The sequence below is a fragment of the Streptomyces sp. NPDC087906 genome (assembly GCF_055584925.1).
Genome location: NZ_JBVJLC010000015.1, coordinates 146,914 through 173,639 on the forward strand (window position 1 = coordinate 146,914; position 26,726 = coordinate 173,639).

At 72.8% G+C, this 26,726-nt stretch carries 18 protein-coding genes (1 of these 18 running past the window's edge); 10 read left to right on the plus strand and 8 right to left on the minus strand.

Annotation, left to right across the window (positions count from 1 at the left end):
• From ACZ63I_RS31775 to glmM, 8 genes are all read left to right on the plus strand, one after another.
• Positions 1 to 5,394, plus strand: the 3' portion of a protein-coding gene (locus ACZ63I_RS31775; RefSeq protein ID WP_469342750.1) for a lonely Cys domain-containing protein. It extends 41,700 nt beyond the left edge of the window; only the last 5,394 of its 47,094 coding nucleotides appear in the window; its start codon lies beyond the left edge, outside the window; the stop codon is at positions 5,392 to 5,394.
• 69 nt (positions 5,395 to 5,463) lie between these two features.
• The gene (locus tag ACZ63I_RS31780; RefSeq protein ID WP_469342751.1) at positions 5,464 to 6,300 is read left to right on the plus strand and encodes a type VII secretion system-associated protein; all 837 of its coding nucleotides are present in this window, start codon (positions 5,464 to 5,466) and stop codon (positions 6,298 to 6,300) included.
• Positions 6,301 to 6,482: 182 nt separating this feature from the next.
• Complete coding sequence (locus ACZ63I_RS31785) at positions 6,483 to 9,368, plus strand: DNA polymerase III subunit gamma/tau domain-containing protein (RefSeq protein ID WP_469342753.1); 2,886 nt, start codon at positions 6,483 to 6,485, stop codon at positions 9,366 to 9,368.
• A 32-nt stretch (positions 9,369 to 9,400) separates the two neighbouring features.
• A complete protein-coding gene (locus ACZ63I_RS31790) occupies positions 9,401 to 10,699 on the plus strand; it encodes an RICIN domain-containing protein (protein ID WP_469342755.1) in 1,299 nt (432 codons plus the stop codon).
• A 158-nt stretch (positions 10,700 to 10,857) separates the two neighbouring features.
• The gene (locus ACZ63I_RS31795) at positions 10,858 to 12,486 is read left to right on the plus strand and encodes an ABC-F family ATP-binding cassette domain-containing protein (RefSeq protein ID WP_469342756.1); all 1,629 of its coding nucleotides are present in this window, start codon (positions 10,858 to 10,860) and stop codon (positions 12,484 to 12,486) included.
• A 440-nt stretch (positions 12,487 to 12,926) separates the two neighbouring features.
• Positions 12,927 to 13,370, plus strand: a complete 444-nt coding sequence (rplM, locus tag ACZ63I_RS31800) for a 50S ribosomal protein L13 (protein WP_041985650.1) — start codon at positions 12,927 to 12,929, stop codon at positions 13,368 to 13,370.
• A 41-nt stretch (positions 13,371 to 13,411) separates the two neighbouring features.
• A complete protein-coding gene (gene rpsI / locus ACZ63I_RS31805) occupies positions 13,412 to 13,939 on the plus strand; it encodes a 30S ribosomal protein S9 (protein ID WP_041985647.1) in 528 nt (175 codons plus the stop codon).
• A 172-nt stretch (positions 13,940 to 14,111) separates the two neighbouring features.
• Positions 14,112 to 15,494, plus strand: a complete 1,383-nt coding sequence (gene glmM / locus ACZ63I_RS31810) for a phosphoglucosamine mutase (RefSeq protein WP_469342758.1) — start codon at positions 14,112 to 14,114, stop codon at positions 15,492 to 15,494.
• Between the two features lie 42 nt (positions 15,495 to 15,536).
• Here the strand turns inward: glmM and ACZ63I_RS31815 are convergent, their stop codons facing one another.
• The 8 genes from ACZ63I_RS31815 to ACZ63I_RS31850 all read right to left on the minus strand — a co-directional run bounded on the left by ACZ63I_RS31815 (position 15,537) and on the right by ACZ63I_RS31850 (position 24,115).
• Positions 15,537 to 16,769: a cytochrome P450 family protein gene (locus tag ACZ63I_RS31815; RefSeq protein WP_469342759.1), complete on the minus strand. Its 1,233-nt coding sequence runs from the start codon at positions 16,767 to 16,769 to the stop codon at positions 15,537 to 15,539.
• On the minus strand, positions 16,742 to 18,013 hold the full coding sequence (locus ACZ63I_RS31820; RefSeq protein ID WP_469342761.1) for a cytochrome P450 family protein: 1,272 nt from the start codon (positions 18,011 to 18,013) through the stop codon (positions 16,742 to 16,744). The genes ACZ63I_RS31815 and ACZ63I_RS31820 overlap by 28 nt, the downstream gene beginning before the upstream one ends.
• The gene (locus tag ACZ63I_RS31825; protein WP_469342763.1) at positions 18,010 to 18,648 is read right to left on the minus strand and encodes a GTP-binding protein; all 639 of its coding nucleotides are present in this window, start codon (positions 18,646 to 18,648) and stop codon (positions 18,010 to 18,012) included. Before ACZ63I_RS31825 ends, ACZ63I_RS31820 begins: the two co-directional genes overlap by 4 nt.
• On the minus strand, positions 18,617 to 18,982 hold the full coding sequence (locus ACZ63I_RS31830) for a DUF742 domain-containing protein (RefSeq protein ID WP_041985635.1): 366 nt from the start codon (positions 18,980 to 18,982) through the stop codon (positions 18,617 to 18,619). Before ACZ63I_RS31830 ends, ACZ63I_RS31825 begins: the two co-directional genes overlap by 32 nt.
• Positions 18,979 to 19,506 carry a roadblock/LC7 domain-containing protein gene (locus ACZ63I_RS31835; protein WP_469342764.1) on the minus strand — a complete coding sequence of 176 codons (528 nt, stop codon included), beginning with the start codon at positions 19,504 to 19,506 and terminating at the stop codon, positions 18,979 to 18,981. Before ACZ63I_RS31835 ends, ACZ63I_RS31830 begins: the two co-directional genes overlap by 4 nt.
• A complete protein-coding gene (locus ACZ63I_RS31840; RefSeq protein WP_469342765.1) occupies positions 19,503 to 20,978 on the minus strand; it encodes an ATP-binding protein in 1,476 nt (491 codons plus the stop codon). The genes ACZ63I_RS31835 and ACZ63I_RS31840 overlap by 4 nt, the downstream gene beginning before the upstream one ends.
• Before the next feature lie 180 nt (positions 20,979 to 21,158).
• Positions 21,159 to 22,151 (minus strand): type I pantothenate kinase, encoded by a 993-nt coding sequence (coaA, locus tag ACZ63I_RS31845; RefSeq protein WP_469342774.1) that lies wholly within the window; start codon positions 22,149 to 22,151, stop codon positions 21,159 to 21,161.
• Complete coding sequence (locus ACZ63I_RS31850; protein ID WP_469342766.1) at positions 22,151 to 24,115, minus strand: hypothetical protein; 1,965 nt, start codon at positions 24,113 to 24,115, stop codon at positions 22,151 to 22,153. The genes coaA and ACZ63I_RS31850 overlap by 1 nt, the downstream gene beginning before the upstream one ends.
• A gap of 110 nt (positions 24,116 to 24,225) precedes the next feature.
• Here ACZ63I_RS31850 and glmS point away from each other — a divergent pair, with 110 nt between their 5' ends.
• Both glmS and ACZ63I_RS31860 read left to right on the plus strand, forming a co-directional pair.
• Complete coding sequence (gene glmS / locus ACZ63I_RS31855) at positions 24,226 to 26,073, plus strand: glutamine--fructose-6-phosphate transaminase (isomerizing) (RefSeq protein ID WP_469342768.1); 1,848 nt, start codon at positions 24,226 to 24,228, stop codon at positions 26,071 to 26,073.
• A 10-nt stretch (positions 26,074 to 26,083) separates the two neighbouring features.
• On the plus strand, positions 26,084 to 26,452 hold the full coding sequence (locus ACZ63I_RS31860) for a holo-ACP synthase (RefSeq protein WP_469342769.1): 369 nt from the start codon (positions 26,084 to 26,086) through the stop codon (positions 26,450 to 26,452).
• The last annotated feature ends 274 nt before the right edge of the window (positions 26,453 to 26,726 follow it).

Here is a 26,726-nt window from a genome sequence, read left to right on the forward strand (position 1 = left end):
CTGCGGCAGATGATGGACGGTGGCCGCCCGCTCCACTTCGACCTGCCCTTCGAGCACGACGTCTGGCGGGCCGGTGTGCTGCTCTCGGTCGCGCCGCAGGCCGGCACGTACCCCCGGCACCGCAAGAACCTGCCGAACTGGTCCTCGCTGAACTCCAACGGGCTGTCGGTGGCGGGCAGCGAGTCGTTCACCACGTCGCACACGGTGTCCGCCGAGCTGTCGGGCGAGGCCCACGGCCCGGTCCCGGGGAACACGACGCTGGCCGGCGGCATCCCCTCCAGCGCGTCGGTCGCCGCGCAGCGCGCGGACACGGCCGGTTCCGCCGCCGGGTACGGGCTGGACATGCTCGTGTACAGCCAGGTCGACCTGGGCGTCTACGACATACCTGCCACCTTCACCATGGAGGTCTTCTCGGGACAGGGCACCGAGCCGGTGGCGGCGTTCGACCCGCAGGACGGGACCGTCTCCCTCACCGTCCCGCTCGCCCGCACCCTCGGCGCACGCCCCGACCCGCTTCCCGCGCCCACGAGCAGGCCCGCCACCGACGACGACTACCGGCTCGCGCGACTGGCGCCGGACGAGGACGGCGACCGCCCGCACGAAGCACTGCTGCTGCCGCCCTACGCACACATCAACCTGGCGGTCGGCAGCGCCGAGTTGATCAGGGCGTTCCAGCACCTGCTCACGGGCGGCCACCCCGAAGGACAACCGGAGCCCGGTGCGCTCGCCACCGTCCTGAACTGGTTCGCCGAGAGCGGCGCCCAGGCGGGCAAGATGCTGCCGTCGCTCGTCACCGAGCCCGCGCAGTGGCTGAAGGACATCACGCTCGGCGAGTCCCTGACGCACCCCGAGAGCCCGGCCCAGCAGGTCGCCCGGAGCGCCCTGTCCAGCACCGTGGTGCACGCCCGCGCCTCGCAGATGCTGCGCGGCGTCTACGTCTTCGACGCCGGTGCGGCCGGCACCCTGCTGGGCACCGACACCCAGGGGGAGGTGCGCGGCTACCTGGACAACGCGGTCCACGAGGGCACCGGCTTCCGCCCGGAGGACTTCCAGGGCACCGAGTACTGGATCGAGAGCGACGTCACCGCCACCGACTCGTCCTGGCGGGGGACCGGCTCCAAGCGCACCGCGCAGATCACCTTCAGCGGCTCAGGGACCCGCACGGACGGGGACACCTCGGGCGCGGTGTCCGCCGGCGGGGGCCGGGGCGTGTCGGTGGCGTCGAGCGAGACGGACACCGACGCGGTGTTCAACGCACGGATGAACGTCGAGTCCAGGGAACCGATCCACGCGTTCCGCGCCGACATCACCTATGTCTTCGCCCTGTCCCAGGGCTACCGCAACGCGCCCGCCAACGCCGTAGGACTCGGTCCGCGCGGCACCCGGGCCATCTCCGTGCGGGTGCCGGGCGGTCTGGTCTTCCTCGTCGCCGAGACCGACGTCCGACAGGACCCGCGGCTGGCGGCGCTGGCCGGCCTCACCCCGTCGGCGCCGACGCTGGACCGGCTCCTCCCGCTGTCCTACGTACGGTCGCGGGGCAGGGCCCTGGGCCCTGCGACCGTCGCGGACGCCGTCCCGGACGGCCCCCTCGACGGATTCGTCGACGCGATCCGCACCGAGATCCTGCGCGCGGCCCCGGGCTCGCTCACCCCGGGCAGCGGCACCCAGGTCCCCGGGCTCGACTCCCTGGTCGGTGGAGTCGGTTCGGTCATCGGCCTGCGGACGCTGGCGTCGGCCGGCGCCGAGAAATGGCAGCGGATCCACTTCGTCCGCAAGGGCCGGACGGGCAGCCTCCACCTGGTGGAAGTGGCCCTCAACGCCCGCCCGGCGCCCGCTCGCGAACTGGGCGACGTACGCGGGGCGCTGCGCCCGAAGTCGGGCACGGAGAACATCTACTCCTCGTCGCCCAGTTCGGTGACGCGCACGCTCACCCGGTCGGGCACCTTCACGCTCGGCCTCTCCGGGGCGGCCGGCTACACGGTCGCACCCGGCACGGACAACACCGGCGGCGCCGGACTCGCGGCGTCGCTCTCCGTAAGCAGCTCCAGGTCCGCTTCCCTCACCCTCAACCGCAACCGCCAGCAGTGGATCCGCACCTACGCGCCGTCGGCGCAGTTCACGGTGGAGTACGAGTACCGGGTGGCGGTCTCCTCGACGCGGCTCGACGACGCGCTCCCCGGCTTCCTGATCAACCGCGTCGTCTCGCTCGGGCACCTGGCCGGGCTGCTGAGGACGGGTGCGCTGTCGCTGAGCGCGGCCACCGGCCTGACCCGGCTGATCAGCGGCCTGACCGGCGGCACGACCGGCGAGATGATCCCCCTGCGCCGGCTCACCGCTCCCGGCGGCCTGACCGCTCCCGGCGGCCTGACCGCCCCCGGCGGCCGGACCGTCGAAGATCCGGACAGCGAGCCCGCGGTGTCCGACCGGCAGCCCGCGCCCGGCACCCCCGTCTCCAGCACGCCCGTGACCGTCGAACTGCGCTTCTCCGCGGGCGAGACACCGCAGCAGCAGGACGACGGCTCGGCGGTGTGGCACACCGCGCCGGATCTGCTGGTCCCGGCCGTCCACGCGAGCGACCCCCGCGACATCGCGGACCTCCCGCTCCAGGAGCCGGCCATGGACCAGGCCCAGGACACGGTGCCGAATCCGCTGCGCGACAGCGCCCGCTGGACGCCCCGGCAGACGCTGGTCGTCGGCGACTTCGACGCCACCACGGAACTCGCCGACGCGCTGCGCGCCGTGGATCCCGCCCTGCGCGACAAGGCGCTGCCGAAGACGTCGGAGTCCCAGGAGGCCATGCTGCTGCGCATCGGCGACCTCGTACGCGCGGGCAGGGTCGCGCTGACCCCGGCGCAGGCGAGCCGCTACACCGGGCAGCAGGCGTCCGGCAGCTCCTCGGCCGTCCGACTGACGCTCTACCGGCCGCAGACCGAGACGTCCAGCCGCACGAGCACCCTGATGGAGCTGCGCACCGACATCCGGAGCGCTTCGACCGCGGGTGGGCAGAGCTACACACCCTCCGTGAACGTGCCGCTGAGCGGCGGCATGACGACGGGTGACGCCGACACCCTCAGCGGCGCGCTCCCGGTCGCCGGCGAGAACATCTCGACCGGGCAGAGCAGCGGCGTCACCAGCTTCCGCCGCGAGGTGATCAAGTACGGTACGGGCCTCTCGCAGGACGCGGACGAGGAGCCGGACGACAGCGGCGTGCTCGGCTTCACGCTGACCGTCCACACGGTCCTGGAGGTCAGCGGCCCCGACGGCACCCGCTGGGTGACCGGAAACGCGGTGGTGCGGGCCACCCTGGAGGACGTACTCGGCCTCGGTCTCGCCCCGGCCAGGCCGTCCCCCGGGGTCTACGACATCCCCGCCGCCCTCGCCGCCCTCGCCGCGCACGGGGCGCCCGACGCGGCGCGCGGTGACTGGCGCGCGCTGAGCCCCGAGGACTTCGGCGACCGGCTCGCCGCCGCCTTCGCCGACGCGGACGCGTCGCCGCAGGTGTGGCTGGACCCCGGCGACGTCCCGACGGCGGCGCGCCGGGCGCTGCTCGGCGCCCGGCAGGCGCTCACGGCCGGTGGCGCGCTCCCCGCCGCCCGGCGGGCCGCAGGCGCCGCGCTCCCCGCCGACCTCGCCTCGGCGATGGGCGCAGCGGCCCGCGCCGCCGGCCGGTCGGGCCGACCCGTCGTACTGGTCCTGCGCACCCCGGAAGGCCCGGTCCACCTGCCCTTCGCCCCGCCCACGCAGGAGGAAGTGCGCGCGTCGGAGGCGCTGGGCCGCGCGGCACTGCACCTCGCCCCCGACGCCGCGTGGGACGCGGCGACGTACATCGAGCTGAGGGAAGTCCAGGAACAGGCCGCCGCCGCACGGCAGGATCCGGCCGACCCGACGGTGCTCGGGCTCGTGCACCTGCGCACGCTCGGCGCGTTCTCGGACGCGACCCGGCTTCTGGACCCCGAAGGCCGCAACCAGGGCCGCAACTACGGCAGTACGCCCATGCCCGGCGGACTTGAGCCGCTGCGGATGTACACCGTCCGGCCGGGCCCCGAAGGGAACACCGCCCGGCTGGAGTTCGCCCCGTGGGCCGCGCACGGCGGGCCGCTGCCGTACTTCGCGCACACCGACACGGACCCCGGCACAGGCGGCCACGTGCTCCGGCTGCCGGGCGGCAGCGTGCCGGTCTCCGACGCCGAGCTGTTCGCCCTGCTCTCCGCCGACCCCGAGCTGCGCCGGGCCGGCCGGGACCGGTGGCTCGCGCTGCTGCCCGCAGGGCCGGGCACGGCATCCCGGCGGGCGGCGCAGCAGGCGTACAGCGAGCGGGAGAACCGGACGGCGATCAGCTACGGCGGTACGGCCGCGCTCTCCGAAGGCGCCCCGGCCGAGCCGAGTTGGCTCACCGCCCTCCCCGACCCGGCGACCGGGTCGGCCGGTGACTGGCACCGCACCCGGCCCGCCGTCCCGGCCGGCGGGCCCGCGCCCCGGATCCCGCCTGACGTGCCGTACTCCGCCGACGGCCGGTTCGACGAGACCTTCGCCGCCACCCAGGAGTCGTTCCCTTCCCCGGTCGTCACCTCCACCGAGCGGAGCACGGTATGGGGCCAGGGCGGGCACGAGCCGCGGCAGCACGTGTTCGTGGCCGAGCTGCCCGGCCTCGGGCTGCGCGGCGCGTACACCCCGGACGGGCCGTCGGCCGGCCGGGTGACGGACGACCAGGGGCGGCAGTACGGCGAAGGACCCGCCTGGAACTGGTACATGCCGGGCCGCGGCCTGGTCGCCTCCTCCCGGCTGCGGACGGTTCTGCTGGCGCACGACGCCGACGGCGACCCGGACGACCCGGGCGTCCTGCCGGTGCCCGCCGCCTGGCCCGCCACGGGGCCCGTCGGCGCGACGCCGCCGGTCGACCCGGCCACCGTCGCGGCGTCGCCTCTCCCGCCTCTCCCGCCCCTGCCGGACGACCTGCTGGCGGCCATCCGCTGGCGCGCGACCACCGGCCCCTTGCACGCCTTCAGTTCCCGGCCGGCGGAGCAGGTCTTCGACGAGGGACTGCGGCCGGACGGAGACGAATGGATCCACCCGATCGACCACGTGTACGGCGACGACCGCTCCACCTCGGCATGGGTCAGCGCGACGGCGAACCTCTCCGTCCGGCCGCCCGGCGGCAGCGACTGGGGCTTCGACGTCCTGGTCCCCGGCGGAGTGGACGTGAACGCCACGCTGGGGCTCGCTTCCCCCTTCCCCCAGCGCGGGGAGGTGCTGTTCCCCGGCGGCATCGCCCCCCGCTACATCCGCGGCGCGCAGCGCCTGGAGAACGGCGTGCCCGTCGGGGACTACCTCGACAACCCGCGCTTCGGGGAGGACGCCGCCGACACCCCGCCGACACCCCGTGAACAGACGTGAGCAGACGTGAGCAGACATGAACGGACGTTCGAACAGCACGACCCCGAAAGATCGGCGAGTGAGGAAAATATGAGTGAGACCAACGGCGGGGCCCCCGTCGCCACCGACCCCGCGGAGCCGGGAGCGGGCGGCGCCACCGCCACCGCCACCGCGACCGTGGACCCCGCCCCGCCCGAGGAGTTCGTCGACGCGGCCAGGCTCGCGCCCGACCACTGGCTGTACCTGATCGACCCGACCTGGTCCGACGAGGGCCCGCCGCCGGAGTGGGCCGTGGTGGGGCAGTGGCGCTCCGACGCCGACGGCGAGATCGTCGAGTGGCAGGACAACGAGGACTACCGGCCCTCTCCCTCCGCGATGGGCTGGCCGGAGCCCGCCGACGAGGTGGACGCCGCCATCCAACTGGCCACCACCGGTTACGGCCCCGCTGACGACGTCACCAAGGCGCTGGCCACGGCGGAGATCGCCGTACTGGTCACGGCCGACGGCGACCCGGTGCGCGCCGCGGCGCCCGACGGGACCCCCGTGGTCCTCGTCTACAGCTCCCCGAAGTACCTGCACCTCGCCGGCCGGCTGGCCTTCGAGACGACGCGGGTGCCGGAGTTCCTTGACCGGATTCCCGAGGGGCACAGCATGTGCATCAACAGCTCGGGTCCGGTCAGCATGGTGATGACCACCGACGGCCTCGCGGACATCATGAACGCGGCCGCGCAGGCGCCCGAGGGTGAAGGCGAGCAGCCCGCGTCCGCCGCCGCGTCCGTCTGGCCGCAGACGACGAGCACCTCGATCCCCGAGTCCGCGTCCGAGCCCGAGCCCGAGTCCGCATCCGGGTCCGCGTCCGGGTCGGAATCCGCGTCCGCGTCCGCGTCGGACGCGGCACGGGACTCCCGGTCGGAGGAGGGGCGTTGACAGCGGTCCGGAAGCCGACGGCGTGAACCTTTCCGGCCGCACGCGCATCGCACTCGGCGGGCCCAAGTGAACCCTCCGCACCGCCAGGACCACGGAAATCAGGACATGTCGATTCCATCAGGTGACAACGGTACGTGGCAGAAACCGAGTCGCCCCGCGACTCCCGAACCAGGGCAAGAGGCATGAGCCGCTTCGACAGCGGCCGGGCACGCTGGTTGTTCGGCCGCCGAGGCAACCGGACACCGGCCGCCCGGCCCGGCCCGCCCGCGGCACCCGTCCGAGGAGCCGCCGGGCGCTCCGCCGAGGCCGGCGGCGACGGTACGGGAGACGCCGGGCGACTGCTCGTTGAGGAGTACGACGGCATCAGGCTGCTGCGTACCTCCTCCGACGACACGATCAGCGACTCCGACGTCCGCGACCTGACCCGGAGTTTCGGCGCCGAAGAGAACACCGTCACGGTGGTCGCCGGGGCCGAGGCGCCGCGCTCCGCCGACCTGTGGCCCCGGCTCGGCGGGCTGCTCGACGACGTGCGCGGCGAAGGCACCGGCACGGTACGGCTCGTCCTGGCCGCCGCGGGGGACGACCGGGCGGGCGCGCCCGCCCTGGCCCGCCGTATCGCCGACGCCTGGCGGCTGGAGGTCATCGCCCCCGACGGTCCCGCCCTCGTGGTGCCCGGCGGCGGACTGTTCGTACCCCCGCGGCGCCCGGAGCCCGGGGCCGGGGACACCGCGACGGCACGCGGTGGCTGGTGGCGGTTCGCGCCGGACGAGGAGCCGCGGTGCATCGGCGCACGGCAGCCGGTGCCGGACTGGCAGTCGGCCGTCGACCTGGTCCCCGGCCGGGTCGCGGGCGGCAGCGTGATCGAGCAGATCCCCGCCGGGCTGCTCGCCAGGTCACCGGAGTCGGCGCCGCCCCGCCACGGGGACCTCTGCTACGCCGTACCCGCCGACCCCCGGGGCCCCACCGTCCTGGTGGGCGGCCGGGAGGGCGGGGAGGTCGGGGCAGGCGACATCGCGGACGTGCTCCGCGCCCTGCCGGAATCCGTCCAGGAACAGGTCATGCTCGCTCCCGGCAGCTCCCGCGACATCCTGCGGATCGGCCAGTCGGTCTCGGACACGCTGGGGGCCGGGGTCGTGGTGTACACGGGCATGCCGCTGCTGTCCCAGGGCACGGCGGACCGGCCGGGCGAGGTACGCGCGGTACTCGTCGGCGCCGACGGCGCGCCCCGCTGGGAGGCGTACCTGGGCGCGGTGAGGTGCGTACCGGCTGAAGCGGGCGGACCGGTGCGTGCCCCGGAGCCGCTGCCCTGGAGCCTGGCTGCCGGAGAACCGCCGGAACGCGGCGCCGTCCCGCTCTCCGCCGGCTGGCGGGCCGAGCTGACGCGGGCAGGACTGTGGCTCACCGACCGCTCGGACGGGCGGCCCACCGCCACCGCCAGGCCGGTGGACCCGGAGGGCCCGGCGATCGAGGTGGGCCGGCCGGGGCAGCCCCTCGACGCCTCGCTGTTCCCCGCACTCGCCGAACTCCTCGGCGGCCTGGGCCCCGATGTCCGGGGCAGGGCCCGGCTGTTCGTTTACGGAACGAGCACCGACGGCGGACGCGAGCTGCGCCGCATCGCCGCGGAGAACGGTCTGCGCGCCGTCCGCTTCGCACCGCAGGGCGCCGTGCCCGATATTCCGGTCCCGCTGTCGTCCGACAAGGACAAGGATCAGGGCAGGGACAAGGAATCGCAGCCGACCGTGCCGACGCCGCCCCCGGCGCCCCGGACGGCACCGCCCCCGCCTGAGCCTCCCGCCCCCCGTCGGCGGCAGCCGACCGAGGGCTCCCCGGTCCCGGAACCGGCCCTGATCATCCGGGAGTTGACAGGAACCCCGCTCCCCGAACCTCCGCGCGTCAGCAGCGCGGCCCCGTCCGTCCCGTCCTACCTGGACCCCATCGAACTGCCCGCGCTTCTCCCGGCGTCCATGACGCCCGCTGAGCCCGGGGTGGCGGCGCCGCTTGTGGAGCCCGCACGGGCGCTGGAACCCGTACAGCCGGGGCAACTCGCACGGCCGGAAGGCTCCGTGGTGCCCCGGGCCTTCACGCCGGCGACCCCGTTCATCGCCCCCACGGCAGCCGCGCCCCCGGACCGGACCGAGAGCGTTCTCGCACCCAGGGAGCCCGAACCGGCCACGCCCGAACCCACCACGCCCGAACGCCCCACGCCCGAACCCGCCACGAGCACACCGACAGCGGCCCTGGCCCTCGTCGTCGCGGGCCCGCTGCCGCCGGTCCCGTTCCCGCCCGGATACGCCAGCAGCCCCGCCGAGCGCGTCGCGTTCCGCGGGCTCGCGGGGGACGCCTGGGAGCGGCACGGGGCCGCGGTCACCCGGGCACTCACCAAGATGCCCGCGCTGCGCGGACGGGAGCAGGAAGAGGCCCGCGACGACCTGATCGCCCTTCACATGTACCTGCACACCACCGAAGGCCCCCTGAGCCACCGCGAACTGGGCCGCAGCCTGCGAGCGGGCGAGGCGCGGCTGCTGCCCTACGCGGCATGCGTGTCCTCCGCGCTGCGGCGGCTGCCGTCGTACCGCGGACTCGCCTTCCGGGGCACCGACGCGGCGGACGCGGGACTCGTGCCGGGAAACCTGCTGCGCGACGCGGTCTCCGTGGGCGCGCTGCCGCTCGGGACCGGCGCACCACGGCCGGGCGGAGCGCAGTACGCGATCTGGTCCGCGACCGGACGCCGGGTCCGCGAGCTGGCGAGCAGCCCGGGGGCCTCGTCAGGCCGGGACGAGATCATGTTCGCGCCGGGCTCGCTGCTGCGGGTGCTCGACGTACGCGAGAGCGACGGCGCACCCCTGGTGCTGCTGCGCGAGGTACCCGCCTCCCCCGCCACCGCGACCACCGAAACCGTGCCGCAGAGCACCGCACTCGACGACCACGACCGTGCGGCGCTCGACCGCCTCGACCAGGCCCTGCGCCGGCACCCTCTCGCCCCGGGGCGGTTCCGCTGGCCGGAGTTGTGCAGCGGGCCGCTGGGACGCGGCGGGGACACGGCCGGTGCGGTGCCCGGCGCCCGATGACCAGATCGACCGAGATCCGAAACGGAGAACACATGCCCAGCAAGGAACCGACGGGCCAGGGCCCAGAGGTGCGCCGCGCCGTACCGCTGTCCGGCTCCGCAGGCCCGCCCGACCCGGACGTGCTGCCGGCGAACGGCGACGCCCCGGACGGACCGGCCCCCACGCCCCCGACCTCCTTCGGACCGACCGCCTCCTTCGGGCCGGCTGCCTCGGCCGCCCCGACCGAGCCCGAGGGGGCCCCGGCGGCAGACCCGGAGACGGACCCGGAGACCGAGCCCGGGACGACGACCTTCGCGACGTCCGCGACGTCCGCGACGTCGGAGACCCCGGCGAACCCGGCCCCCACCGCTTCCGCGCACGGCGGTCGCGGTGCGGGCGCCGCCGGTGCCACGGCGACCGCGGCGGACGGCAATCCGCCCGAGCCGTCCAGCGGTACGGACGGCGGCGAGGAACCCCCCTCGGGCCGGCCCACCAAGTCGCTGCGCGCCGGCGCGGCCATCGCGGGCGCGCTCCTGATAGCCGTACCGCTCCTGGTCCTCGCCACCGGCAAGGACGACGACAAGCCGAAGACGACCGAGGCCGCCGCGGGGATGACCGTCCCGAAGGGCGACGGGGACATGGCGCCCGGCTCGTACGAGGGCAAGTCGCCCTCGCCCTCGCCTTCGTCCACGGCCGGAAAGGACGACACGAGCAAGACCAAGAGCAAGGGCGAGAACGGGAAGAACTCCGCCCCGGACACCACGTCCGAAGTCGGCAAGGACGATTCCGCTACGGAGGGGGCCAAGAAGAAGTCCGACGAAGCGAAGACCAAGACCACGTCGGTGAAGCCCAAGATCGCCGTATCCGGCACGGGCGCCCAGACCTTCGACAGCAGGTTGCTCTTCAATGTCATGACGGGGATGTGCGCCGATCTCGCGGGCATGGGGAAGGGGAAGCCCGAGGCGCGGATCGTGCAGTACAAGTGCGTCAAGGCCAGAAGCGCGGACAACCAGACGTGGGACTTCGTGAAGAAGCAGCAGGGCAAGGCGCCCGGCGGCCGCGATCTGTACGTGATCCGCAACACCAAGGACGGCCTCTGCATGGACCTGCCGGGGAAGGGCGCCGTGCCGGGCAGGACCGCGGTCCAGGAGTTCGGGTGCGACGGCAACCTCACGGACAACCAGTTGTGGTGGCTGGAGGGCCGGGGCGGCGGCGAGTGGTGGATCCGCAGCTACCGCGCGGGCAACATGTGCCTGGACGTCTGGGGCGAGCACGGCACCGGCGGCCAGAACGCCCGGCTCGGCGTGTCGAAGTGCTCGCCGGGCGACGACCACGCGTGGCGCCTGGCCTGACCCGGCTGCCCCGGACCCGCTGACCCCGCTGACCTCCGGGCCTCCGGGACGGATATGACCGATCGGCCGGAGACAGGACGCCGAGCGCCCTGTCTCCGGCCGGTCGGTCCCGCCCCCGACCGGAATTGGGTTGGGTCCTGGGGCCGACTCCCTTCACAATGCGGAGCATGGGACATCTAGAAGCGGCACACCTGGAGTACTACCTGCCCGACGGGCGGGTGCTGCTCGGGGACGCGTCGTTCCGGGTGGGGGAAGGCGCCGTCGTCGCGCTGGTCGGAGCGAACGGGGCGGGCAAGACCACCCTCCTGCGGCTGATCGCGGGGGATCTCCAGCCGCACGGCGGGACGGTCACCGTCAGCGGCGGGCTCGGGGTGATGTCGCAGTTCGTCGGTTCGGTACGGGACGAACGCACCGTCCGCGACCTGCTCGTGTCCGTCGCCCAGCCGCGCATCAGGGACGCGGCGCTCGCCGTGGACAAGGCCGAGCACGCCATCATGACCGTCGACGACGAGGCCGCGCAGATGCGGTACGCGCAGGCGCTGAGCGACTGGGCCGAGGTGCGGGGGTACGAGGCCGAGACGCTCTGGGACATGTGCACGAGCGCCGCGCTCGGCATGCCGTACGACAAGGCGCAGTGGCGGCTGCTGTCCACGCTGAGCGGCGGCGAGCAGAAGCGGCTCGTGCTGGAGGCGCTGCTGCGGGGCCCTGACGAGGTGCTCCTGCTGGACGAGCCGGACAACTATCTGGACGTGCCGGGCAAGCGGTGGCTTGAGGAGCGGCTGAAGGAGACCCGCAAGACGGTCCTCTTCGTCTCCCACGACCGGGAGCTGCTGGCCAGGGCCGCCGAGAAGATCGTCAGCGTCGAACCGAGCGCGGCCGGCTCGGACGTATGGGTGCACGGCGGCGGCTTCGCGACGTACCACGACGCCCGCAAGGAGCGCTTCGCGCGCTTCGAGGAGCTGAAGCGGCGCTGGGACGAGGAGCACGCGCGGCTGAAGGCGCTGGTGCTCCGGCTGCGGCAGCAGGCGGCGATCAGCCCGGACATGGCGTCGCGCTACCACGCGATGCAGACCCGCTTCAAGCGCTTCGAGGACGCGGGCGCCCCGCCTGAGCCGCCGCGCGAACAGGACATCACCATGCGGCTGCGCGGCGGCCGTACCGGCGTACGAGCCGTGACCTGCGAGAACCTTGAGCTGACCGGCCTGATGAAGCCGTTCTCGCTGGAGGTCTACTACGGCGAGCGGGTCGCGGTCCTCGGCTCGAACGGCTCGGGCAAGTCCCACTTCCTGCGCCTGCTGGCGGGCGGCGACGTCGCGCACACGGGCGCGTGGAAGCTCGGCGCGCGGGTGGTGGCGGGCCACTTCGCCCAGACCCACGCGCACCCGGAACTGCTGGGCCGGACGCTGGTGGACATCCTGTGGACCGAGCACGCGAAGGACCGGGGCGGTGCGATGTCGGTGCTGCGCCGCTACGAGCTGGAACGCCAGGGCGACCAGCCCTTCGAAAAGCTCTCGGGCGGCCAGCAGGCCCGCTTCCAGATCCTGCTGCTGGAACTGCGCGGCACGACGGCCCTGCTCCTGGACGAGCCGACGGACAACCTGGACCTGGAGTCGGCGGAGGCGCTGCAGGAGGGCCTTGAGGCGTACGAGGGGACGGTACTGGCGGTGACACACGACCGCTGGTTCGCCCGGACGTTCGACCGGTACCTGGTGTTCGGCTCGGACGGCGTGGTCCGCGAGACGCCGGAACCGGTCTGGGACGAGCGGCGGGTGGAGCGGTCGCGCTAGCCGCCTGCGGCGTGCGTTCCCCTACCCGCCCCTTCCCGAAACCGGGGCTCCGCCCCGGACCCCGGTCCTCAATCGCCGGACGGGCTGGAGGGTGCGCCCCGACGGGCCGGGTGTGGGCCGGGACGGGCTGGAAGGTGTACCCGGACGCGCTGAGGGGTGCGCTCGGACGGGCTTGATGGGTGGGCCGGAGGGGCTTGAAGGTGCGCCCGGACGGGCTGCGTGGACGCGTTTTGACCCGTGTGGGGGCGCCCGGGTATTCTTCTGGTTCGTTATGCGTATTGGCTTGGTCGTTCTCACGCGAGGGGCCCTTACGCAGGTCCGCCGGGCCGATGGACAGCGGCAGGTGCACGGGTTGCGTCCCCGTCGTACCGCCAGGGCTGTCGTGATCGTCCGGGTGGCCTTGTCAGGACTCACCCACTGAAGAAGCGAAGGCTACGACCGTGCGTACGTACAGCCCCAAGCCCGGCGATGTGACGCGTCAGTGGCACATCATCGACGCGCAGGACATCGTCCTGGGCCGTCTGGCGACCACCGCCGCTAACCTCCTCCGGGGTAAGCACAAGCCGATCTATGCACCCCACGTCGACACCGGTGACTTCGTCATCATCATCAACGCCGACAAGGTGCACCTCTCCGGCAACAAGCGCACTCAGAAGATGGCGTACCGCCACTCCGGTTACCCGGGTGGTCTGCGGTCCGTCCGCTATGACGAGCTTCTCGCCAAGAACCCCGAGAAGGCCGTCGAGAAGGCCATCAAGGGCATGATCCCCAAGAACACCCTGGGCCGTCAGATGATCTCGAAGCTCAAGATCTACGCGGGCGACCAGCACCCGCACGCTGCTCAGCAGCCTGTCCCGTTCGAGATCACCCAGGTCGCGCAGTAGTTCCGGCCACCCCCTAAGACAAAAGAAATCTGAGGATAATCGTGGCCGAGACCACTGTTGAGACGCCCGCCGAAGCCCCCGAGGCCGAGGAGACATTCGACGCGGTGACGACTTTCGAGTCGGAGACCCCCGTCGAGGGCGAGTACACCTCCGAGTCCCTGGCGTCCCGCTTCGGCGACCCCCAGCCGGCTGCCGGCCTGGGCCGTCGTAAGAACGCCATCGCCCGTGTCCGGATCGTTCCGGGCAGCGGCAAGTGGAAGATCAACGGTCGCACCCTTGAGGAGTACTTCCCCAACAAGGTGCACCAGCAGGCTGTCAACGAGCCCTTCAAGGTGCTCGAACTCGACAACCGCTACGACGTCATCGCCCGCATCTCGGGTGGCGGCGTCTCCGGCCAGGCCGGCGCGCTGCGCCTCGGTGTGGCCCGCTCGCTGAACGAGGCGGACGTGGACAACAACCGCGCCCCGCTGAAGAAGGCCGGATTCCTCAGCCGCGACGACCGTGCGGTCGAGCGGAAGAAGGCCGGTCTGAAGAAGGCCCGTAAGGCTCCGCAGTACAGCAAGCGCTAAACCCGACCGGCCTGTGGCCCGTACGGCAAATGGTTCGCCCCGGCAGCACTTTGTGCTTGCCGGGGCGTTCCGTTTATGGGAATGGGCCAGGTCGGGCGTATAAACAACATTAAACGCTCGGGCACCAGGGCCCATGAGCTTGTGTTTTATGAGCCTTTTCGGAGGGAGAGCTGTGGGACGACTCTTCGGCACGGACGGCGTGCGCGGTGTCGCCAACGCCGATCTGACGGCGGAGCTCGCGCTCGGTCTTTCGGTCGCCGCGGCACATGTGCTCGGCGAGGTGGGGACGTTCGAGGGGCACCGGCCCACCGCCGTCGTCGGGCGTGATCCACGCGCTTCGGGGGAATTCCTCGAAGCCGCCGTGGTGGCCGGACTCGCCAGCGCGGGTGTGGACGTTCTGCGCGTCGGTGTGCTGCCCACCCCCGCGGTGGCGTATCTCACCGGCGTGCTGGGCGCCGACCTCGGCGTCGTGCTCTCGGCCAGCCACAACGCCATGCCCGACAACGGCATCAAGTTCTTCGCGCGCGGCGGCCACAAACTCGCCGACGAGCTGGAGGACCGCATCGAGGCCGCGTACCGGGACGCCGTGTCCGTGGAGAGCGTGGTGCACCACACCGGGCCCTCCTGGAAGCGGCCCGTCGGCGCCGGCGTCGGCCGGGTCCGCACGTACGACGAGGGCTTCGACCGGTACGTCGCCCACCTCATCGGCGTGCTGCCGAACCGGCTCGACGGGCTCACCGTCGTCCTGGACGAGGCGCACGGCGCGGCGGCCCGGGTCTCGCCCGAGGCGTTCGCGCGGGCCGGGGCCGAGGTCATCACCATCGGCGCCGAGCCGGACGGGCTCAACATCAACGACGGGTGCGGCTCCACGCACCTGGACCAGCTCAAGGCCGCCGTCGTCGAACACGGCGCCGACCTCGGCATCGCGCACGACGGCGACGCCGACCGCTGCCTCGCCGTGGACGCGGCGGGCGAAGAGGTCGACGGCGACCAGATCCTCGCCGTGCTGGCGCTCGCCATGCGCGAGGCCGGCACGCTGCGCGGGAACGCCGTGGTCGGCACGGTCATGTCGAACCTCGGCTTCAAGATCGCCATGGAGCGCGAGGGCATCGAGCTGGTCCAGACGGCGGTCGGCGACCGGTACGTACTGGAGTCGATGAAGCAGCACGGCTACGCCCTCGGCGGCGAGCAGTCGGGCCATGTCATCGTCCTCGACCACGCGACGACCGGCGACGGCACGCTCACCGGCCTGATGCTGGCGGCGCGCGTCGCCGCCACCGGACGTACGCTGACCGACCTGGCCGGCGTCATGCGGCGGCTGCCGCAGGTGCTGGTCAACGTGCCGGACGTGGACAAGGCCCGCGTCGACACCTCCGCCGAGCTGGCGACCGCGGTCGCCGAGGCCGAGCGGGAGCTGGGCGAGACGGGCCGGGTGTTGCTGCGCCCCTCCGGGACCGAGCCGCTGGTACGGGTCATGGTCGAGGCCGCCGACATCGAGCAGGCCAGGTCCGTCGCCGGACGCCTCGCCGACGTCGTCAAGTCCGCCCTGGGGTGACGCCGGTGGCGGGGTTCCACGGTCCGTCCGCGTGGAGCCCCGCTACTTCGTCAGGCGCACCGGCAGCCGCGGGTGGCCGTACATGATGAACGACTCGTGGGTGACCGGGTCTTGCGTCCCGTACGCCGCCGTCAGGTCGGGGAAGCGCTCGTACAGCGCGGGCAGCGCGATGCTCGCTTCGAGCCGCGCCAGCGGTGCGCCGATGCAGCGGTGCACGCCCGTCCCGAAGCCGAGGTTGTCCCGCTGCGTGCGGTGCGGGTCGAACACATGCGCGTCGGGGCCGTGTTGCTCGGGGTCCCAGCTCGTGGCCGCGTACGTGGTGAGGATCGCCTCGCCCGCCGGGATGACCGTACCGTCGACCTCGATGTCGGCGGTCGCGTAGCGCAGCGGCAGATTGGCGACCGGCGGCGCCCAGCGCAGCACCTCGTCGGTGATCTGACGCCAGGTCAACTCGCCTGCCGCCAGCTCGTCGCGGTACCGCGGGTGGCTGAACAGCGCGGCCACGGTGTTGCCGATGAAGTGGACGGTCGTCTCGTGCCCGGCGCCCAGGATCAGCACGAGCGTGTCGATCAGTTCCTTCTCGGCGAGACGGTCGTTGTCGTCGGCCCGCGCGGCGATCAGGTCGCTGGTCAGGTCGTCGCCGGGGTGCAGCCGCTTGTCCGCGACGAAGTTGCCGAGCAGCTCCTGGAACTCGCCCATGGCGGCGGCCACTTCGGCCGGCGGCGCGGTCGTCGTGACGATCACGTTCACCAGCCGGGCCGTGTCGGCGTGCAACTCCTCGGGCAGACCGAACAGTTCGCAGATGAAGCGCATCGGCAGCGGGTGCGCGTAGTCCGCGACGAGGTCGACGCTCTCGCCGTCCGGTACGGCGGCCAGTTCCGCGATGAGGGTGTCGGTGATGCGCTGGACGCGGGGCCGCATCGCCTCGGTCCTGCGCGCGATGAACGCGGGGGAGACGAGCGTGCGCAGCCTGCGGTGGTCGGGGCCGTAGGCGGTGAACATGTTGTCGACGCCTATCCAGCCGTAGAGCCAGTGCGCCGCCGGGTCCGCGTGGATGGTCCCGTCCGTCCACAGCGTCCAGTGGCCCGGGTCCTTGCTGACCTTCGGGTCGAGCAGCAGGGCGCGCAGGGCCGCGTGCCGGGTGACGGCCCACGCCGGTACGTTCCCGGGCAGCGCTATGGGCACGGCCGTGCCCAACTCCCTTAACCGCGCCGTCTCGCCGGGCAGATCGCGGCCTGTCGGGTCGATCAGGACGCGCTGGGGGTCGGTGTCCATGGTGTGGTTCCTACCTGGTCGGGGTGGATGGGGGTGAAGCGCACGGGCAGGGCGGCGAGACCGCGCAGGAAGCCGTTCGGGCGCCACACCAACTCGTCCGCGGGGACGGCCAGTTCGAGGGTGGGCAGCCAGGAGGTGAGCTGCTCGATGGCGGTCGCCGCGATCTGCACGCTGGGGTCCTTCGCCGGGCAGGCGTGCGGGCCCGCCGAGAACGCCAGATGCGCGCGCCCGCCGTCACCGGGTTCCTCGGGCCACTCGGGTGCGCCCGCGTCGTTGATCGCGGCGAACGAGATCAGGACGAGTTCGTCGGCCTTGACGCGCACCCCGCCGAGGACGGTGTCCTTGCGGGCGAAGTGGGCGCCGTAGTTGGCGGCGGGCGACTGGTGCCAGAGCACGACCCGGATCGCGTCGTGCACGGTCAGGGCGCCGTCGGTGAGCGTGCTGTAGTACCGGTCGTCGGTCAGCATGCGGTGCAGGCTGTTGCCGATCAGCCCGCTGGTGGGCTCGTGGGCCGCGCCGATGGTGAGGATCAGCTCCTCGGTGACCTCCTCCGTGGTGAGGTTCGCCGAGTGGGACAGCAGCCAGGAGGTCAAGTCCCTGCCCGGCTCGCGGAGTTTGAGCGAGACCAGATCACCGATGTAGCCGGCGAAGGTGAGATACGCGGCCTGCGCCGTCTCCTCGTGCACGCTGGTGAGGTCGGTCAGCGCGCCGACCAGCCGGTCGCTCTCCTTGTCGGGGAAGCCGAACATCTCGTTGAACAGCAGGACGGGCAGGCCCCTCGCGAACTCCGCGACGAGGTCGCACTCACCCTTCGCCGCGAACCCCTGGATGAGCCGGTCGGCGCTGCGCTGCACCATGGAGCGCAGGATGTGCGGCTCGAAGCGGGCCAGGCAGTCGGTGACGGCGCCCCGGTACCGGGCGTGTTCCTCGCCGTCCGTGAACATCGGGTTCCTGCGGTAGCCGAGCATGCCCCGCACCGGCGAATCGGGCGCGAGATGGGCCGCTTCCCACGTGCGCGGGTCCTTGGACCACAGGTCGGTGCCGTGCAGCACCTCCAGCGCGGTGTCGAGGTCGGTCACCAGCAACGCCCTTACGCCCGGGGCGATTTCGGCGGGGACGACCTTGCCGCGGGCCCGCAGCCGCCGGTAGAGGCCGTAGGCGTCGGCCGCGTACTCGGGGCCGTACAGGGCGGGCAGTTCGGGGGCGGGTCCCGCGGCGGGGGCGGGGGTGGCGTGCGTCGTCACACTGACTCCAACGGGGCTAAGACGTGCCGGGTCATGGCGATCAGGGCGTCCAGGCATTCGTCGCGGTCCCGCGCGTCGACGCTTATCAGCGGAGTGCCGGGGGACAGGTCGAGAGCGGCCCGTACGCTGCTCAGGCTGTGCACGGGCGAGGTGGGGAAGCGGTTGACACCGACCGCGTACGGCACGTCGGCCGCCTCCACCATGTCCATCACCTCGAAAGCGGCCTCCAGCCGACTCGTGTCGACGAGGACGAGCACGCCGAGGGCGCCGCGCACCAGGTCGTCCCACAGCACCCGGAACCGCCGCTGCCCCGGGCTGCCGAACAGATACAGCACCATGCGCTCGTCCAGCGTCAGCCGGCCGAAGTCCGTGCCGACGGTGGTGTGGGTCTTGGCCGCCTCGCCGTCGGCCCGGTATCCGTCCAACTGGTCGACCAGCGCGCCCGCCTGGGTCATCCGCTCCTCGGTGTGCCGGCTCCTGATCTCCGAGACCGTGCTCACGAACGTGGTCTTGCCGACCGCCAGCGGGCCCGTCACGACGACCTTCAGCATCAGCGCGTTCGACGGCAGGTAGTCGGGCGCCGGACGGCCGCCCGACGCGGCGTCAGGAGACGGACTTGGCTCGCTGGAGCGCATCGAGCACCTTTCTCAGCAGGTCGGGGTCGTGCCGCGCCGCCTGCGGCACCGGGGGCCGGGCGAGCACGCACCCCGAGGCGATCAGATCCGCCAGCACCACCTTCGAGAGGGACACCGGCATCCGCAGGCAGGAGGCCGTCTCGACCAGGGTCAGGGCGCCGCCGCCGAGCAGGTCCATGGCCTCGCGCTGCTTGTCGCTCAGGCCCGGCGGGACCTCGTCGCTCACGCGGTGCAGCAGCGTTATGCGTTCGAGGGAGTAGCGATCGGTCCGGGCCTTGCCGTCGGTCTCGACATAAGGCCGCACCAAGGGCCTCGGCACCCGGCCCGCTGTCATGACACGGTGTCCGCCGCGCCGGCGCCGGTCACGCCCGTACCGGCGCCGGCCACGCCCGTACCGGGCTCGCGGCCTGCCGCGCCCGTACCGGTCGTACCGGGCTCGCGCGGCGGGCTGCTCATCGCCCGGCGCAACTTCTTGACCTGCACCTGCACTTCGTGGGCCACCACGCCCAGATCCACCTCGATGTCGGCGTAGACCGAGATGACGGTGTTCTCGCCCGCGCTGGTGAGGAAGGCGTACCCGTCCTGGCCCTCGATGACCACCTGCCGTACGGGACTGGCGCCCGCCGAGCCCTCGTACGCCCCGAGCAGCCCGCGCGAAGCGGACATGATGCTCGCCAGCATGGCGGAAGCGCCCTCCGCGTCCGCCCTCGGCAGATCGGCCGAGCGGCCCTCGATCAGCCCGTCGGTGGTCAGGACGACGGCATGCCGCACATGGGGGATCTCGGTCAGCGGATCGAGGACCCACGACATGGTCTCCTCGGTCGTACGGAGCCTGGGATGGCGCGCTGCGGTCGTCATGAGTGGGTTCCCCGTTCCTCGACTGCGTGTTCTTCGTCGGCTGCGCGGCCCGCCGCCGTGCCCAGTTGGAGCGCCGCCCACCGGTTCCGGCTCTCCGCCGGGCTCGGTCCGTCAGGCTCGGCGGTGCCGGGCTGCCCGGTGAACTGGAGCGGGGGCAGCGGGGGATGGTCGCCGGCGTGCGTATGTATCGCCGGATCCTCCCGCTCCCAGCCGCCTCGCGGCTGCGCCCAGCCGTCCTGTTCCGGCGGCGGCTGCCCCTCGGCCGCCCGTCTGCGCAGCGCCCGCCGCTGCGGCAGCGCGCTGCGGGCGTGCTCGTCGGCCTGGCCCGCGTCGGCCGCCGGGGACTCCAGGACGCCGAAGCCGCCGAGCCCGTCCAGACCGGCCGAGGCGGCGCGGGGCGGGTAGGCGGTGCCCGCCTCGTACGTCTCGTGCCGCGCGGGCAGGCCGGCGGACTCCTCGTACCGGGCCTCGACGTAGCGCTCCTCGATCGTCACGAGCAGCGGCTCGGGTACGAGCACGGCGGCGCGCAGCCCATGGCTGTACGGGGACGGTTCGAGCACGGTGTGGAAGCCGTACTGCCGGGCGATGGCGCCGACCACCGGCAGGCCGATACCGGGCGGCTCGCCCTCCAGGTCGGTGAGCAACTGCCCGAGGTCGCCGGACGCGAGGCCGTTGGCGCGCCGCAACTCCTCGGCGCTCATGCCGAGTCCCCAGTCGGTGACGAAGAACGTGCAGCCGCTGGCGCCGTGTTTGACGGCGACCTCCACGTCGACGTTGCTGGGGGAGTGGCTGAGCGCGTTGTCGAGCAGCTCGGCGAGGACCATCGCGAGCGGTTCGACGGCCCGCGCCGTCACCGCGAGCCGGCCCCTGACCTGGTAACTCGACCGGGCGACGCGCTGGTAGCCGACGACCCGGCCGGTGGCGCTCTTGACGATGTCCTGGACGGGCGAGTCCTCCCGCGCGAGACCCGGCCACCGGCCGCACACCACGGCGAGGCCCTGCACAAGACGCAGGTTGCGTTCGTTCAGCTCGTCCAGCCTGACCAGGTCCTGCGCCACGTCGGGATGGTCGTAGCGCTCCTGCATGCTCTGCACGAAGGTCTGCTGGCGGTAGTGCTGGGCCTGGAGCTTGCCCATGACGCCGCGCATCACGGCCTTGGCCGACTCGTCGCCCCTGCGCCGCTCGTCCACGACGAACTGGGCCGCCTGCTGCATCAGTTGGGTGAGGAGCTGGTCGACATCCCCGCCCGCGAGGCGGTTGTCGAGCAGTCCGGGGACATGGACGCGGGGGTGTGCGGTGGACATCACCGACTCCGGCAGCCGTACGGCGCTCAGATGGTGCAGTTCGCCGACGATCGCCCGCAGGGTGTCGTCCCGCTGGGCCAACTCGCCCTTCAGCGCCGCGATCTCGCGCTCCAGCCGGTCCTGGAGCTCCTCCTGCTCGCGGATCGTCTGCCGTGACAGGCGCGGCATCAGGTCCTGCCTCCGGCCGTCGGCGGCACGGCTAACTTCTGGCCAATCCCCGGACCGAACATAGTTGAATGCTCCATCACATCGCTGTCACGACCTCGCTTGGCCACACCAAGGTAATGGAAGGAACACATTCAGTCAGCGAAAAAGAACTCACGTACGGGGAGGGGCAGATGCGGTCACTCAGAGTTTGCGCAGCGACAACCGCTGTACCTTGTGGTCAGGGCCCTTGCGCAGCACGAGCGTGGCCCGGCCGCGGGTCGGCGCGACATTCTCCAGCAGATTGGGCCGGTTGACGGTTCGCCACATCGTGCGCGCGTAGTCCAGCGACTCCTCCTCGGACACCTGGGTGTATTTCCGGAAGTACGAAGAAGGGTCCTGGAACGCCGTTTCGCGCAGCTTGCGGAAGCGGTTGAGGTACCACGCCTCCACGTCGTCCGCGCGGGCGTCGACGTACACGCTGAAGTCGAAGTAGTCCGCGAGCGCGACCCTGGTCCTGCCGTCCTGGCCCGGCAGGGCCGGCTGGAGGACGTTCAGCCCCTCCACGATCAGGATGTCGGGGCGCTGTACGGTCAGCAGCTCGCCCGGCACGATGTCGTAGATCAGGTGCGAGTAGACCGGCGCGGTCACCTCGTCCTTGCCGGCCTTGATGTCGGCCACGAACCGGGTCAGCGCCCGCCGGTCGTACGACTCGGGGAAGCCCTTTCGCGCCATCAGCCCGCGCGCCCGCAACTCCTTCATCGGCAGCAGGAAACCGTCCGTGGTGATCCGCTGCACGCGCGGGTGTTCGGGCCAGCGCGCCAGCAGCGCCTGCAGCAGCCGGGCCACCGTCGACTTGCCCACCGCCACACTGCCCGCGACCCCTATGACGAACGGCGTGCCGCGCTGCGCGCCGTGCCCGCCGCCCGCCTCGCCGAGGAAGGTGTTGAGGGCGCCGCGCAGCCCGGCCGTCGCCTGGACGTACAGATTCAGCAACCGTGACAGCGGCAGATAGACGTCCCGCACCTCGTCGAGGTCGATCACGTCGCCGAGCCCGCGCAGCCGCTCCACCTCGTCGGCCGTCAGCGGCAGCGGTGTCTTGTCCCGCAGCGCGCTCCACTCGGCGCGGGTGAGGTCGACATAGGGGGTCGGCCCGTGCTCGGCCCGGCGCTGTGCGGTGTGTGGCGCTGAATTGATCACGCGTCCATTGTCGGGGGTGCGGGCGCGCCCTGTGCGGTGGGCTCGGTCACGTGCGCGGCGGCGCGCGGGGTACGGGTGCGCTGGCGCCAGGCCCTGGTGAGCTGGCCGCCGAGATACAGCGTCGCGACGGAGGCCAGCACGGCGCGCAGATGGCCCACGTCAGGGGCCCACCAGGCGTACGCCGTGGTCGGCAGGAACAGCAGCACACCCAGCAGGCGCAGCGTCCACCAGCCGCGCGGCCGGGGCAGCACAGGGCGCGGCAGCACCGGCGGTGGCCGCAGGGCGCCCGGCCGGTGCGCGCCGCCCGCCGCCAGCACCCGCCGCAGACCGGCGAAGAAGCCGTGCCTGGCCAGCACCTGCGCGCCCGGCAGCTCCGTCAGCACCTCGTCGCGCTCGCCGAAGGCGGCCGGCGGCAGGGGCAGGCCGAGCGCGGCGACGAGCGCGCTCTGCCGCCGGTCGGGGGCGTCCGAGCCGCGCAGCAGGGACGTCAGCGGACGGATGTCGTCGACGCCGTACACGGCGGCCAGCGCCCGCGCCGTGGCGGCGGCCGTCGCATGGTCCGGGACCGGCGCCGCCGGGTCCCACTCGTGGTCGGCGAGCGTCTTGCCGCGCTGGACGAGCGTCACGCCGTACCGGTCGGCCGTCCTGCGCAGCACCAGCGCCGGCCAGCGCTCGCCGGTGGTGAAGTTGTCGGCCGCCGCGGTCAGCCGCTCCTCGCCGAGCAGCGCCGCGCGCCCGCCGGGCACCGCTGCGCCGGTGGCCTCCGCCGCCACCTCGACGTACGACACCCCCTCGGCCGCCGGTGCGATCCGCAGCGGTACGCCGCAGACCAGCGCGGCCTCGGCGACCTTGTGCGGCGGCGCCTTGACGAGGGCGAGCGAGCGCGGCGTGTGGTCGGCGCTCCGCGTCCGCGGGGCGGGCTTCGGCGCGGAGAAGAACGGGATCCGCGCCGCCACGTGCATCCGTACGCCCGTACGGAAGTCCAGGAACTCCCTGCGCGCGTCGCCGAAGTACGCCCACGGCAGCTCCGTCGCGTGCACGCCGAGCGCCCGGAACTGCTCCAGCGACTCCTCGTGCCGCCCGGCCAGGATCAGCATCAGCGCCAACTGGTTCCGTACGCCCGCCGCCTCCGGATCGCCCGGCGGACATCCGGCGGACAGCTCCAGCGCCCGCTCGATCGCGGCCTCGATCCGGGCCCGGGGGATCCGCTGGTCGCCGGAAGTGACGTTCGCGTTCGCCACCACGTCGTACTCGACGGCGGCCAGCAGCGGCAGCCCGTGTAGCAGCGACCCGGGCAGCGCGCCGCGCGCCGCCCGCTCCGCGAAGTCGAACATCTCCTCGTGCGAGCCGTGCCACTTGTCGCACAGGTACTGCAGCGCCGCCGCATGGCAGCCGTAGTGGTGCGGGGCGCGCTCCACCGCCTCGGCCCAGTACGCGTCGAAGACCTCGCGCGGCGCCTGACTGCCCGTCGCGTGGGTGAGCGCGAGCTGCCACGGCACCGGATCGGTCGGGTTCAGCTCGGCGGCGGCGCCGATGACCGGTACGGCGTCGTCGAGCAGCGCGAAGAACGCCTGGAACTGGTCCTGCGCCACATCCTTCGCGCGGGCCGCCGTACGTATCTCCCATGCCTGCTTCACCCGCAGATCGGCCTTGACCAGCGCGGCGTCCGGATTCTCCGGCTCGGCCGCCAGCCAGTCGTCCAGCCACCCCGGGCTGTGCAGCGCGCTCGCAGCGAGCCGGGGCACCCAACTGCCGCGCCGCTCCCACTCGCCGCCGAGCCGGGTCGCGGCCAGCAGGTCACGCGCGGGGCGGTGGTCACCGGCCGCCGCCGCGATCAGGGCGCCCCGCAGCTCGGGGGCCGGCGGGTCCAGGACGACGGCGGTGTCGGGCGGCAGGTCGGCGCCGACGGCGGAGCCGTGCCGGAGCATCCGGGGCAGGGTGATCAACGTGCGGAGCGTCACCGGGCCATTGAATGCGGTCGGGGGCGGTTGACACCAGACGTTCCGGCGACTCGTCCGCTCGGGAGCGTCGGTCACGAGAGGCACGGGGACCCTCACCGTAGGCTGCCGACATGTGCGGAATCGTGGGTTACGTCGGCGGACAGTCGGCGCTTGATGTGGTCGTCGCAGGACTCAAGCGGCTTGAGTACCGGGGCTACGACTCGGCGGGGGTCGCCGTGCTCGCCGACGGGGGGCTCGCGGCGGCCAAGAAGGCCGGAAAGCTCGTCAATCTGGAGAAAGCCCTGGTGGAAGCGCCGCTGCCGAGCGGAGCCACCGGGATCGGACACACCAGGTGGGCCACCCACGGCGGCCCAACCGACACCAACGCGCACCCGCACCTGGACAACGCGGGACGGGTCGCCGTCGTGCACAACGGCATCATCGAGAACTTCGCCGCCCTGCGCGCCGAGCTGACCGACCGCGGCCACGACCTCGCCTCCGAGACCGACACCGAAGTGGTCGCGCATCTGCTCGCCGAGGCCTTCTCCTCCTGCGGCGACCTCGCCGAGTCGATGCGCCTGGTCTGCCGTCAGCTCGACGGCGCCTTCACGCTCGTGGCCGTACACGCCGACGCGCCGGACGTGGTCGTCGGAGCGCGCCGCAACTCCCCGCTGGTGGTCGGCGTCGGCGAGGGCGAGGCGTTCCTGGCCTCGGATGTCGCCGCGTTCATCGCGTACACCCGCTCGGCTGTCGAGCTGGGCCAGGACCAGGTGGTCGAGGTGCGCAGGGACGGCGTGACGGTGACGGACTTCGACGGCGCGCCCGCCGACGTCCGCTCGTACCACATCGACTGGGACGCCTCCGCCGCCGAGAAGGGCGGCTACGACTACTTCATGCTCAAGGAGATCGCCGAGCAGCCCAAGGCCGTCGCCGACACCCTCCTCGGCCGGATCGACGGCGAGGGCTCGCTGCACCTGGACGAGGTGCGGATCCCCGCGTCCGTGCTGCGCGCGGTCAACAAGGTGGTGATCGTGGCGTGCGGTACGGCGTTCCACGCCGGGCTCATCGCGAAGTACGCCATCGAGCACTGGACCCGGATGCCCTGCGAGGTGGAGCTGGCCAGCGAGTTCCGCTACCGGGACCCGATCCTCGACCCGCGCACGCTGGTCATCGCGATCTCCCAGTCCGGCGAGACCATGGACACGCTGATGGCGCTGCGGCACGCCCGCGAACAGGGCGCGAAGGTCCTGGCCATCTGCAACACCAACGGCTCGACCATCCCGCGCGAGTCCGACGCCGTCCTCTACACCCATGCGGGCCCCGAGGTCGCCGTCGCCTCCACCAAGGCGTTCCTGACGCAACTCGTCGCCTGCTACCTGGTGGCGCTCTACCTCGGCCAGTTGCGCGGCACGAAGTGGGGCGACGAGATCCGCGCCGTCATCAAGGACCTGTCGCGGATCTCCTGCGAGGTCGAGCGGGTGCTGGAGACGATGGAGCCGGTACGGGAGCTGGCCCGCTCGCTCAAGGACAAGCGCACGGTGCTCTTCCTGGGCCGCCACGTGGGCTACCCGGTGGCCCTCGAAGGCGCGCTCAAGCTCAAGGAACTGGCCTACATGCACGCGGAGGGCTTCGCGGCCGGCGAGCTGAAGCACGGCCCGATCGCCCTGATCGAGGAGGACCTGCCGGTGGTCGTCGTCGTACCGTCACCGCGCGGCCGGTCCGTGCTGCACGACAAGATCGTGTCGAACATCCAGGAGATCAGGGCGCGGGGTGCGCGGACGATCGTGATCGCGGAGGAGGGCGACGAGGCGGTGGTCCCGTACGCCGACCATCTGATCCGCATCCCCGCGACGCCCACGCTGCTCCAGCCGCTGGTCGCGACGGTGCCCCTCCAGGTGTTCGCCTGCGAGCTGGCGACGGCGCGCGGCAACGAGGTGGACCAGCCGCGTAACTTGGCGAAGTCCGTGACGGTGGAGTGAGGAGTCCGGCTTGATCATCGGGGTGGGGATCGACGTGGCGGAGATCGAACGGTTCGGCGAGTCCCTGCGGCGCACACCGCAACTCGCCGCGCGGCTGTTCCGCGACGAGGAGCTGACGCTGCCGGGAGGCGACCGCCGGGGGGTGGCGTCGCTGGCGGCGCGCTTCGCGGCGAAGGAGGCAACGGCGAAGGCGCTGGGCGCGCCGGGCGGTCTGCGGTGGACGGACGTGGAGGTCTACGTCGAACCGTCGGGCCAGCCGCGCTTGCGGGTACGGGGGACGGTGGCGGCGCGGGCGGCGGAGCTGGGGGTACGGGGCTGGCACGTGTCGCTGAGCCACGATGCGGGGGTGGCGTCGGCGGTGGTGATCGCGGAGGGCTAGCCGCCGTGTCGCCGTCCGGCGGGGGTTGCGGGTCTTGGCTGCGCCGCGGTTGCGCCGCCAGGGTCTGGGTTGCGGTGTGTTTCTCGCCTGCCGGGGTCCGGGGCCTCCGGAGGGGGGTGTCCGGACTGCGGTGTCGCCGTCCGGCGGGGGCGGCCGGGTGTGGTGGTTGCGGTGCGCTTGTCTGGTGCCGGGTTCCGGGGCCTCCGGAGGGGGGTGTCCGGACTGCTCGATCGCTAGAACTCCTACGCTTTACGTCCGGACACCCCCCTCCTGC

Coding starts and splice junctions, on each gene's coding strand:
- ACZ63I_RS31780 (WP_469342751.1), top strand. CDS start 5,464: ATGAGTGAGACCAACGGCGGGGCCCCCGTCGCCACCGACCCCGCGGAG.
- ACZ63I_RS31785 (WP_469342753.1), top strand. CDS start 6,483: ATGAGCCGCTTCGACAGCGGCCGGGCACGCTGGTTGTTCGGCCGCCGA.
- ACZ63I_RS31790 (WP_469342755.1), top strand. CDS start 9,401: ATGCCCAGCAAGGAACCGACGGGCCAGGGCCCAGAGGTGCGCCGCGCC.
- ACZ63I_RS31795 (WP_469342756.1), top strand. CDS start 10,858: ATGCGGAGCATGGGACATCTAGAAGCGGCACACCTGGAGTACTACCTG.
- ACZ63I_RS31815 (WP_469342759.1), bottom strand. CDS start 16,769: ATGGACACCGACCCCCAGCGCGTCCTGATCGACCCGACAGGCCGCGAT.
- ACZ63I_RS31825 (WP_469342763.1), bottom strand. CDS start 18,648: ATGCGCTCCAGCGAGCCAAGTCCGTCTCCTGACGCCGCGTCGGGCGGC.
- ACZ63I_RS31830 (WP_041985635.1), bottom strand. CDS start 18,982: ATGACAGCGGGCCGGGTGCCGAGGCCCTTGGTGCGGCCTTATGTCGAG.
- ACZ63I_RS31835 (WP_469342764.1), bottom strand. CDS start 19,506: ATGACGACCGCAGCGCGCCATCCCAGGCTCCGTACGACCGAGGAGACC.
- ACZ63I_RS31840 (WP_469342765.1), bottom strand. CDS start 20,978: ATGCCGCGCCTGTCACGGCAGACGATCCGCGAGCAGGAGGAGCTCCAG.
- glmS (WP_469342768.1), top strand. CDS start 24,226: ATGTGCGGAATCGTGGGTTACGTCGGCGGACAGTCGGCGCTTGATGTG.